At 54.8% G+C, this 11,046-nt stretch carries 7 protein-coding genes and 1 tRNA gene; 5 read left to right on the forward strand and 3 right to left on the reverse strand.

Translation table 11 applies throughout. The features are described 5' to 3' along the window. The first annotated feature begins 197 nt into the window (after positions 1–197). Together ppdK and meaB are read left to right on the forward strand one after the other, a co-directional pair. Positions 198–2,870: a pyruvate, phosphate dikinase gene (gene ppdK / locus Q0915_RS06910; RefSeq protein WP_299481185.1), complete on the forward strand. Its 2,673-nt coding sequence runs from the start codon at positions 198–200 to the stop codon at positions 2,868–2,870. 36 nt (positions 2,871–2,906) lie between these two features. Then, positions 2,907–3,851 (forward strand): methylmalonyl Co-A mutase-associated GTPase MeaB, encoded by a 945-nt coding sequence (gene meaB / locus Q0915_RS06915; protein ID WP_299481188.1) that lies wholly within the window; start codon positions 2,907–2,909, stop codon positions 3,849–3,851. 12 nt (positions 3,852–3,863) lie between these two features. On the opposite strand, the gene Q0915_RS06920 is transcribed toward meaB, so the two are convergent. The 3 genes from Q0915_RS06920 to map form a co-directional block, all read right to left on the reverse strand. After that, a complete protein-coding gene (locus tag Q0915_RS06920) occupies positions 3,864–6,143 on the reverse strand; it encodes a bifunctional diguanylate cyclase/phosphodiesterase (protein ID WP_299481191.1) in 2,280 nt (759 codons plus the stop codon). Positions 6,144–6,316: 173 nt separating this feature from the next. Beyond that, positions 6,317–7,018: a DNA repair protein RadC gene (gene radC, locus Q0915_RS06925; protein ID WP_299481194.1), complete on the reverse strand. Its 702-nt coding sequence runs from the start codon at positions 7,016–7,018 to the stop codon at positions 6,317–6,319. Between the two features lie 20 nt (positions 7,019–7,038). Beyond that, positions 7,039–7,869, reverse strand: a complete 831-nt coding sequence (gene map, locus Q0915_RS06930) for a type I methionyl aminopeptidase (protein ID WP_299481197.1) — start codon at positions 7,867–7,869, stop codon at positions 7,039–7,041. A 223-nt stretch (positions 7,870–8,092) separates the two neighbouring features. Here map and Q0915_RS06935 point away from each other — a divergent pair. The 3 genes from Q0915_RS06935 to Q0915_RS06945 all read left to right on the forward strand — a co-directional run bounded on the left by Q0915_RS06935 (position 8,093) and on the right by Q0915_RS06945 (position 10,208). Then, positions 8,093–8,178 (forward strand) — tRNA-Leu (locus tag Q0915_RS06935). A 354-nt stretch (positions 8,179–8,532) separates the two neighbouring features. Beyond that, the gene (locus tag Q0915_RS06940; protein ID WP_299481200.1) at positions 8,533–9,138 is read left to right on the forward strand and encodes a VPLPA-CTERM sorting domain-containing protein; all 606 of its coding nucleotides are present in this window, start codon (positions 8,533–8,535) and stop codon (positions 9,136–9,138) included. A 266-nt stretch (positions 9,139–9,404) separates the two neighbouring features. Next, the gene (locus tag Q0915_RS06945) at positions 9,405–10,208 is read left to right on the forward strand and encodes an ABC transporter ATP-binding protein (protein ID WP_299481203.1); all 804 of its coding nucleotides are present in this window, start codon (positions 9,405–9,407) and stop codon (positions 10,206–10,208) included. Positions 10,209–11,046: the final 838 nt, after the last annotated feature.

An 11,046-nucleotide genomic window follows, 5' to 3' on the forward strand; every position in this document is an offset into this window, starting at 1 on the left:
CAAGGCGTCCACGAAACTTTCTGAGGGTTTAAATCCTTTTGATTTTGCCCGCCGTTGGAAATCTTTCGTAACGGGCGGAAACAATGCGGCTTTCGACCAAAAAGGACTTGAAGACTATTCTTTGCCGTAGCAGGAATGTGCGGCGCAAAAAATGACGGGGACGTATCGTCTCCGGAGCCACGCGAGGAGAATATCAAATGGCCAAGTGGGTCTACAGTTTCGGCAATGGTGCGGCAGACGGTGCAGCGGAGATGCGCAATCTGCTTGGAGGAAAAGGCGCCAATCTTGCTGAAATGAGCAGCCTCGGCCTACCGGTTCCGCCCGGATTTACCATCACGACGGAGGTCTGCACCTGGTATTACGAGCACGAAAAAAGCTATCCGGATGAGCTCGCGGCGCAGGTAACGGCGGCGCTCGATCAGGTCGGCTCCGCCACCGGACGCAAGTTTGGGGACCTCGAACGCCCGCTCCTTGTTTCGGTTCGCTCGGGAGCAAGGGTTTCGATGCCCGGCATGATGGACACCGTGCTTAACCTCGGACTGAACGACGAGACAGTCGAGGCGATTGCAAAGGAAGCAGGCGATCGCAGGTTCGCCTATGACAGCTACCGCCGTTTTATTCAGATGTACTCGGATGTCGTTCTCGGTCTCGATCATCACGAGTTCGAGGAAATCCTGGAGGACTACAAGGAGCGGAATGAACTTTCGCTCGACACGGAAATCGACGCCGACGCGTGGCTTGGCATTATCGAGAAATTTAAGGCACTGGTGGAAGAAGAGCTAGGAAGAGCATTTCCGCAGGATCCGCAGGAACAGCTTTGGGGCGCTATCGGCGCTGTCTTCAGTTCCTGGATGGTGCCACGCGCAGTCACTTATCGGCGTCTCCATGACATTCCAAGCAGCTGGGGCACGGCAGTGAATGTCCAGGCGATGGTGTTCGGCAACATGGGCGAGAGTTCGGCAACAGGCGTTGCATTCACGCGGAACCCTTCTACCGGCGAGAATGCGCTTTATGGCGAGTTTCTGGTCAATGCGCAGGGCGAAGACGTCGTTGCCGGCATTCGCACACCACAAGACATAACGGAAAAAGCCCGGATCGAGGCGGGCTCTTCCAGTCCGTCCCTGGAAGCTCTGATGCCCGAGGCCTTCGGGGAATTCCAGACGATCTGTTCTAAGCTGGAAGCCCATTACAAGGACATGCAGGACCTTGAGTTCACGATTGAAAAGGGCAAGTTGTGGATGCTGCAAACGCGTGCCGGCAAGCGGACGGCCAAGGCAGCACTGAAGATTGCCGTCGACCTGGTCGGCGAAGGCGTGTTGAGCGAAGCCGAAGCCGTCGGCCGCGTCGAGCCCGGCGCTCTTGATCAGCTGCTCCATCCCACCATCGATCCGTCGGCTGAACGCGATATCGTATCGACCGGATTGCCGGCGTCGCCGGGCGCTGCGTCCGGGGCGATTGTGTTCACCTCCGACGAAGCGGAAAAGGCAAAGGCTGAAGGACGGAAGACGATACTGGTTCGCGTCGAGACAAGCCCGGAGGATATTCACGGCATGCATGCTGCTGAAGGTATTCTGACCAGCCGCGGAGGCATGACCAGCCATGCCGCCGTTGTTGCCCGCGGTATGGGCAAACCTTGCGTTTCGGGTGCCGGAATGTTGCGGATCGACTATCGCAACGGCGTGATAAACGCTGGCGGGCGCCAGCTGAAAGAAGGCGATGTCATTACAATCGATGGCGCTACAGGACAGGTGCTTTCCGGCGAAGTCAAAATGCTGCAACCCACGCTTTCGGGCGACTTCGGTACGCTGATGGGCTGGGCCGATACTTTCCGCCGCATGAATGTGCGCACAAACGCGGAGACACCCCAGGACGCGAAGGTCGCCCGGGAATTCGGCGCGGAAGGTATCGGGCTTTGCCGGACGGAACACATGTTCTTCGAGGGCGAGCGGATCGTTTCCGTGCGCGAAATGATCCTGGCCGAAACGGAAGATGGCCGTCGTGCTGCGCTTGCAAAACTGTTGCCGATGCAGCGTCAGGATTTCAAGGATCTGTTTGAAATCATGCACGGTTTGCCGGTCACCATCCGATTGCTCGATCCGCCCTTGCATGAGTTTCTGCCGAAATCTGAAGAGGAACTCAGTGAAGTCGCCAGGGCTATGGGAGCCGATCCGGAACGTCTCAGAGACCGGGCGCTTGCGCTTGAGGAATTCAACCCGATGCTCGGCCATCGCGGATGCCGGCTGCTGGTTTCCTATCCCGAAATCGCTGAAATGCAGGCACGGGCGATTTTTGAAGCGGCCGTCGAGGCTGCAAAGACGACGGGTGCTCCAGTGGTGCCGGAAATCATGGTTCCTCTGGTCGGTCTCAAGGGCGAGCTGGACCACGTCCGGAAGAGTATCGAGGCCATGGCCAGGGCGGTCACCGAAGAAACCGGCACGGAACTGACCTATCAGATCGGCACGATGGTTGAGCTTCCCCGTGCAGCCCTGAAGGCTGCTGAAATCGCTGAATCTGCAGAGTTCTTTTCATTCGGGACGAACGATCTTACCCAAACGACCTTCGGAATTTCCCGTGATGACGCGGCATCTTTCCTCGGCACATATCAAAGCCGTGGGATCCTGGAACAGGATCCGTTCGTCTCGCTCGATCCGGATGGTGTCGGTGAGCTGATCAAGATGGGTGTGGAACGGGGGCGGTCGACCCGCAAAGACATAAAACTTGGCATCTGCGGAGAGCACGGCGGAGATCCAGCCTCCATTTCGTTCTGTGAAAGTGTCGGGCTCCATTATGTGTCTTGTTCGCCGTTCCGGGTTCCGATCGCCAAGTTGGCTGCGGCACAATCAGCTCTGAGACATGGCAAACCGGCCTGACCAGTTGCAGTTCCCGGCACCTTGCGAGGTTCTATCTTGAGCGGGTTTCCATCACTGGCGGAGTTGCGTGCGGGAAGCAAGCGTCTGCTGGCGCGGGTTCTGACCCGCCTGGAAACCCACGCGCAAGAGACCGAAACGGCACTGTTCCTTGACAGCGCCTGCAAGGGTGCCGTGGGCCACGTCTTCGGGCTGACCGGACCGCCAGGTGTCGGCAAATCAAGCCTGACCGATGCCCTGATCAAGGCCTATAGATCTGAGGGAAAGCGGGTTGCTGTGCTCGCGGTAGACCCGTCATCTGCGATCACGGGCGGTGCGTTATTGGGCGATCGCACCCGGCTCAAGACGGACCCTTCCGACGACGACGTTTTTGTCCGTTCGATGGCTGCGCGCAGTCGCCTGGGTGGGCTTTCCGATCATTCCGTTGCCGCAATTTCGGTTCTGAGAGCGGTCTGCGACCTTGTGATCGTTGAGACCGTCGGTATCGGTCAATCTGAAGGAGATCTTAAACAGGTCGCGGACACCGTCTTGTTGTGTATTCAGCCAGGCTCCGGGGACAGTCTTCAATTCATGAAGGCGGGTATCATGGAGCTGCCCGATCTCGTCGCCGTCACGAAATCCGATCTTGGAGCGATGGCGAGGAGGGCGGCATCAGATGTCTCGGGCGCACTATCGCTCAGTCGGCAATCCAGCGCCACGTGGAATGTGCCGGTGGTTCAGGTTTCCGCACAGACGGGATCCGGAATTGCGGAGCTGATCGCGCATGCCGCCTCCCATCATGCGTATCTGCAAAATGGCGATTTGTCTGAACGGCGCCAGCTTCAGCATGTTGCGTGGTTCAAGGACATGGTGCGCACCGAATACGGCCGTGAAGGGTTAAGGTCGGCATCTGCCGACCCTTCGGGCTGGCTTGTCCGGGCGCGAAACAAGCCCTTTCAGAGTTTTTCGAACTTTACAGCCGAGTTCAGGCGGCCCGTCATTTGACAGACGGCTCTCTCAGCCTTCCGCAGCCCGGGGCTTTGCTTCGAAACTTCCTGCAAGTTCTTCCGAATTCTCGTTATGGAAGTCTTTCAGGAACTTGCTCAGGGCGACGCTGGTGAGCGGTCTGGAAATGAAATAGCCCTGCATACGATGACAATCGTGAACCTGGAGAAAGCGGATCTGATCGATCGTCTCAATGCCTTCGGCAACGATCGTCATTCCAAGTGCCTTGCCGAGCTGAATGATCGAGACGAGGATTGCCTCCGCTTCCGGATTCCCGTTCATGTCGGATACAAAGTCACGATCAATCTTCAGTGTGTCGAATGGGAACCGGCGAAGATAGCTCAAACTGGAGTAACCCGAGCCAAAGTCGTCCAGGGCCACCTTGACCCCCAGGCCCTTCAGTCTTCTCAGCGCATTCAGAACGGAATCGTCGCGCCCGGCAAACACGCTTTCGGTGACTTCGATTTCAAGCCTTTGCGGCGGCAGGTCGTTTGCCGCCAGTATGGCCATGACCTTTTCAACAAATCGGGGATGCTTGAACTGGTTCGGAGACACATTGACCGAGACAACGACACCCGGCCAGTCATGCGCGCGTGCGCAGGCCTTGTTCAGAACCCAGATGCCGAGATCGTTGATGAGCCCCGTTTCCTCTGCGACCGGAATGAATTGGGACGGCGGCACGACGGTTCCGTCTTGTTTGGTCCAGCGGGCAAGCGCCTCCACCGAGACTATTTTCTTTGCATCCGTGTCGGATTGCGGCTGATAGGCCAGATCCAGTTGGTCATTTCGAAGTGCGAGCCTGAGTTCGCGGGACATCTCGTCCTTCGATTGAACATGATGTTCCATTGTGGGCTCAAAGAAGGACCTGCGGTTCCTTCCGTTCTCCTTCGCGTCGTAGAGCGCGATGTCCGCCTTTCGCAACAATTCGTCCGGGTTCTTCCCATCCTTGGGCGCAACGGCCGCTCCCATTGAGAGACTGGCAAAAATCTCGCGGCTGCCGACCTTGACCGGCCGGGCTATTTCGTCCTGGACCTGATCCAGAATGTATTCCAGCCACTCGTCGTTTTCGCATTTGCTGATGACCATGGCGAACTCATCGCCGCTGATGCGCGAGACGACGCCATTTCTAGGCAGAACCTGTTTGAGGCGGTTTGCTACGGCGACGATCACCCGGTCACCTGCGGAGTGACCGAGGGTGTCGTTGATATCCTTGAAGTGGTCCAGGTCGATATAGACGACTGCCGTGTTTGTGCCATTCCGGTCGCCATCTTCAAGCGCATTTGTCAGGAGAGCCTGGAAGCTGGACCTGTTGGGAAGGCCAGAAAGCGCATCGTGGCTGGCGGCGTGAACAGCCTTGGCTTCACTTCGCGCAAGTCGCTTGGTCATTTGACGGGTGAACATGGTCACTGCAATGACCACGGCGGCAATCAGGAACGCCGCAACCGCAAGAAACGGATTGATGCGCTCCAGCATCTGTGTTCCCGGGCGGCTGGCCTGCCAGGCGATGACGCCAATGTTCTCACCTCTGGGAGATTTCAGCTGATAGGTGCCGACGCCGCTTCTGTCCGTCTGCTCGTTTGCCAACACAAACCCGTCGAGGCGGGACATGTCGGAGATCCTGGCGAGCTTCTGGCCGCGCAGTGGGATCATGCTCACCAGCACCGCCGGCGGCTGCCTGTCGGCAAAGACCGACTGGATTTGAGGAACGACCGCTGCTGCCGTGAACATGAAGGGTTCGCCGGTCAGCGGCACCACGCCGGTTTCAGCGATCGACAGGTGTGTGTCGCCGTTTTGCGGCATGAAACGGAAGAGGCCCGAAGGGGTCTTCTTGAAGGATGTGATGTAACGCGCACGGACTTTGGCGATGGCAGGCCGCAATTCATCCAGCACCTTCGAAGTCATCCAGTCGCTTTTTTCGTCATGTGCATACACCGACGCGACATCAAATTCTGAATCAACCAGGACCGATCTCGTAAAGCCATGATTTCTGGAGAGCCAGTTCATCATGTTGTTGCGGATCCAGTTTTCATTGGGAACAGGATCGTTCACGGCGTGGAAAGCTTCATCCCAGATGACCACACCGGTTTGCTTTTTGGATATGTAGTTTTGCGAGAGTTGCACGGCGCCGGCGAGAAGCTTTTGCTGCGATTCCTCGGCTGCTTCGTCAGACAGTCGCGCCGACCAGTTCATCAGCCCGAAGATTGTTGCTACGGACGTCATCACTACGATCAGCATTGGGAAAATGATCGCGCTTGCGATGTGCCCACCGGAGTTTTTGATTGATCTGTTCATGCAAAGGCCCAGTTGATGTGGGCCGAGTATCAGACAGGCAGGTTAAAGAATGCTCCCAAGATATTAGTAAAATAACGGTAAAATTGTAACAAACCTCGATATGTTTCAATATTGAGGCATAAAGTGCAGACTTTCCTTTGAAAACTGCCAACAAGAAATTTGTATTTTTGGTTTCAAATCAGTTGAAGACCACGAAGACTTACATTGTTTCTCAAGCCGATAATGATGTGGTCGTGCACTTCAATTCCGAGCGGCTTTGCAATTTCGACGATCTTCTTAGTCATTTGAATATCCGCGCGGGACGGGGTCGGATCTCCGGATGGATGATTGTGGACAAGTATAAGGGCTGTCGCGGAGTGTTCGAGCGCGCGGCGGATAACTTCACGCGGGTAGACAGGTGTATGGTCTACGGTTCCGGTTTGCTGCACCTCGTCCGCGATCAATCCGTTTTTCCTGTCGAGGAACAATATGCGGAACTGTTCAACCGGGCTCAGTTCCATCGAAGCCTGGAGGTATTCGATGACTTTCGACCAGGAATCGAGCAGTCGTCGCTCACTCAGTTCAGCGCGATGGTACCTGGCAATCGCTGCGTGAACGGCTTTTATGGTGTCGATGCTTACATCTGAAAGGCCTGATATTTCCCGCAGCCGTTCGCGCGGTGCCGCCAGGACGGCCGAGAACGATCCAAACCGCTGAAGCATCGCTTTTGCAATCGGCTTGGTATCCCGGCGCGGTAACGCGGAAAACAACAGGAACTCCAGAAGCTCGTAGTCTGCGAGACTGTTCTCTCCCGACTTCCGGAACCGCTCCCGAAGTCTTTGGCGATGCCCCTTATTGTCCTGCGCCGCCGTGGAAGCGTCCGGATTTTCCGCCACCTGTTGATCTCTCGCTGCGTCTAGTCGTTGGGGCGTCCGGGCCTGTGTATGCCCCCTGGCGACGTGGTGAAGATTTCACAACCATCGGGCGTGATGCCGATGGAATGTTCGAACTGTGCGGAGAGCGACCTGTCCCTGGTGACGGCTGTCCACCCGTCGCTCAAAACCTTCACGTGCGGACGGCCGAGATTGACCATCGGCTCGATCGTGAAAATCATGCCGGGCTTCAGTTCCACACCTTCGCCCGGACGGCCGTAATGCAGGATGTTGGGCGTGTCATGAAACAAAAGGCCAAGGCCGTGACCACAGAAATCGCGAACGACCGAGCAGCGCTGCGCCTCGACATAGGTCTGGATCGCCGCACCGATGTCGCCGGTGGTATTGCCCGGTTTGGCAGCCGCGATCCCGCGCATCAGGGATTCATAAGTTACGTCGATCAGCCGTTCGGAGGCACGCTTGAGCTGTCCAACCGGATACATCCGGCTTGAATCTCCATGCCACCCGTCGAGAATGAACGTAACGTCGATATTGACGATGTCGCCTTCGCGTAATGCCTTGGTGTTCGGGATGCCGTGACAGACGACGTGATTGATGGATGTGCAGCAGGACTTTGTATAGCCCCGGTAGTTGAGTGTTGCAGGCAGCGCGTCGTGATCAGCCCCGTACTGGTAGACGAAATCGTCTATTTCCTGTGTGGTCGTACCCGGTTTTACGATCGCTGCGAGTTCATCAAGGCAGGCGGCCGTCAGCTGACCGGCGCGCATCATGCCTTTAAAATCTTCCGGTCCGTACAATCTCACCTGACCGGTATTTTTCAGCGGAGCTTCCGCAGCATCGATGTAGCTGACCATGGGTTATCACGTCTCGGTATTGGCGCTGTCTGCGCAATATAGGATGGGTATTGCAGCGGGCACATTTTTTCTTTGTCCTCCCTGTTCACATACCGCCCGGCGCCGTTATTTTCAAATGCCGTTTCGCCAAAATGAGGCTGCCGTGGATACTTCCTGCCGAATTTACCAAAAGCATTGCCCGCCGCTTGCGAATTTCTGCAAGGCCGGATAGGTGAGGGAACAAGCGGGCGTGGTGGAACTGGTAGACACAAGGGACTTAAAATCCCTCGGCCCTAGGCTGTACGGGTTCGAGTCCCGTCGCCCGCACCATCTTCGAAATTGCCGCCCCGCAGGCCCGCGTCTTTTCATGCATTTTTTCGCCTCGACATCTTACGACAATTTGAACCGCGTCAAAGCACGCTGATGTACCAGTCAGTAAGATCGCTCTTTTGAGCAGGGTAACAGATGTTTTGCTACACACGGGAAATTGAATAACTTCGACTATCAACGAAGCAGTTAATGAGTAAATATTACGTGATACTTTTGTAAGTCATCTGAAAATCGAACAATTTCACATGTTTTTGAAAATAAATCTATCAGTGTTCAATTGAGAATAATCGCTGTCGTGCGCATCTTCTGAATAGCGGCATACTTAAGCTAACGCCTATTTCAGAAGGTGCGATCATGTGCAAAAAAATACTTGCGGCCGGACTGCTGAGTCTCGGTCTCGTAACATCGGCAAATGCCGGCTCGGTCGGTTTCCAGGTGAATGATATTCTCGGTACGCCGTTTTCAGGAACAGTCGTTGATACTGGTGCCTGTACACTTGGACCAGACTGTATCGGTTTTCTCATTCCCCTGAATGGAGATACGAAATCGCTCTTCCTGGGGTTTGATTCCGTGAGCACGACGTCTGCTTCGGTCTTGAACCTGACATTCCAGGATCTGGACCTTGCAGGAGTGAACGACCCCTCGCGGCTTCTGGAGCAAGTCTCCGTCTTCAATGGCGGTGGTGATCTGCTTGGAGCCTTCACCGATGTCAACGACCCGGGTGTTTCAGGCGACAATGACATTCAGTCAATTTCGATAGCGCTCGGCGTGCTACCTGCCAATTCGTTTTTTGCGCAGCTGGACTTTTCCGTGCAATCACGGCTCAAGGGCGGCAACACTGCTGAGTTTTTGGTGGCCGAAATACAGGCTGTGCCCGTTCCTGCAGCCCTTCCTTTCCTGATGGCCGGCCTCGGCGCTCTGGGCTTGATGGGTTGGCGCCGGAATCGTTCCGCGGCTTGATATTGCAAGCAAACGAGGCGGCCTTTCGGGGCCGTCTTTTTTCTGGCATGAGCCAAAGCGTTGGCCAGAAACGTCCGCTATTTTCGACACACCACTGTAACCCAATACGAGCGCGCCATTCCCTTATATCAGGCATATCTGGGTTTCGTTTACCAGGATGCACATCAGCTATGAGCAGTTTCGGCGCGAGCGAGCATATTCGGTGTTGAAGAGGCGCTTCGCGCACTTTAAGCATTCCCGGTCTGAATGTGACTTGTGACCGGAAAATGAAGCGTCAGCTTGCCGAAGATCCCGCCATTGTCTCCCTGAAGGGCGTTTCGAAAACGTTTTCGAATGGAACCGTTGCGCTGGATGATGTCTGTCTTAGCGTCAGGCCGGGAGAAATTCTGTCGCTTCTTGGACCTTCCGGCTGCGGTAAGTCGACGGTGCTGCGCATCATCGCCGGCCTTGCAGAACCGAGCGCCGGTAAAGTGACCTGGCCACAGGAACCGGCAAACAGGCTTGAGCATGATCTGAGTTTCGTGTTTCAGGAACCGACGCTGATGCCCTGGGCGACGGTTTATGAAAATATCCGCTTGCCTTTGCGACTGAAACGCGTAGCGGAGAAGACAGCACGTGCGGACATTTCAGAAGCCCTCGAGATGGTCGGGCTCAGCCAGTTCGCCGAGAGCTATCCGCGAGAATTGTCCGGCGGCATGAAAATGAGAGTTTCGATAGCGCGTGCCCTGGTGACCCGGCCAAGGGTCCTGCTCATGGACGAGCCCTTTGCTGCTTTGGACGAAATCACGCGTTTCAAGCTGAACAATGATCTGCTGCATCTCTGGCAACGATTTGATCTAACGATCGTTTTTGTTACGCACTCTGTATTTGAGTCCGTTTACCTGTCCGAGCGGATCGCAATCATGCGATCCCGCCCTGGGCGTGTCGCCGACGAACTGGTGATTGATACACATCTTGAACGCAATGATGCGTTCAGAACCTCACCGGAGTACGCAGGTCTTTGCGGGCGGGTGTCGGCTGCTCTTCATGACGCCATGAGCGGGGAAGAGGACATAATTGAACGGGTGTGAGCCCGAATAAGACAAATGCTCCCGATAAATTTGAGCGCTCGTGCTCGGGCATAGCTTGCTGACTTCCGCCAGTTTGCCGCATTTCAGCCGCAAACCATGTGCGCAACCAGATTACACAGCCACTGATTTCCACAGGCGGACCGTTAATGAATGCGCCGCAGTAGGGCTAAACACAGTGCTATGCGAGGCACACGCACACACTGAGGTGTATTGCCGTAAGTAAAATCAAGTTTTGAATTCACGCATTGAGTGAGTGCCTTGATTATATGATGGAAATCTAAAATATAATTGCAGTTCTTAAGTCTCTCTGTGAATATTGATATATGGAAATGGAAAGCCTTTTCCGGAATTAAAGTAAAAGCGTGGAGTGTGTCATCTTATTATGATTATAGGGGGCTTAGTGCATTATTTGTATGGTATTTCCGCGCCCATACTCTGAATTGCGGTCTTGTGAAATCGTCAGGCCACCAATTGAATACTAAGTGCGGCGACCTTATTTCAGGTGTGTAATGTTGAAATCGGCTGGCCTGATGTAATTTGAGGATTTCGTGCGTAAATTTTTGGGTTTTGTCGCTTTCTGAAATATTATTTCTGGAATGGTGTTCGTGAAGTTGTATTAGTTAACAAAAAAACTTGACTAGTATTCGTGAATTACTGAAGTTTTGCGCTCCGATCCTGATTGCGATGAGCGTTAAGCCGCAATTTTGATCAAATCGCATCATCAGTGTTTACCTTTTCTAAAGTTAATGTGCACGTGACTTCCCTGCTTGGTGAAAAAATTGTAAATGTTGGAAGCCTGATTTTAAAAAAATGATCACAAAGTGCAGAGTGTTTGGCG

It is taken from the genome of uncultured Roseibium sp. (assembly GCF_947494555.1).
GTDB lineage: Bacteria > Pseudomonadota > Alphaproteobacteria > Rhizobiales > Stappiaceae > Roseibium.

Bases quoted from the DNA above. Each gene is read 5' to 3' on its own strand.
- ppdK (WP_299481185.1), top strand. From the start codon at position 198: ATGGCCAAGTGGGTCTACAGTTTCGGCAATGGTGCGGCAGACGGTGCA.
- Q0915_RS06920 (WP_299481191.1), bottom strand. From the start codon at position 6,143: ATGAACAGATCAATCAAAAACTCCGGTGGGCACATCGCAAGCGCGATC.
- map (WP_299481197.1), bottom strand. From the start codon at position 7,869: ATGGTCAGCTACATCGATGCTGCGGAAGCTCCGCTGAAAAATACCGGT.
- Q0915_RS06940 (WP_299481200.1), top strand. From the start codon at position 8,533: ATGTGCAAAAAAATACTTGCGGCCGGACTGCTGAGTCTCGGTCTCGTA.
- Q0915_RS06945 (WP_299481203.1), top strand. From the start codon at position 9,405: ATGAAGCGTCAGCTTGCCGAAGATCCCGCCATTGTCTCCCTGAAGGGC.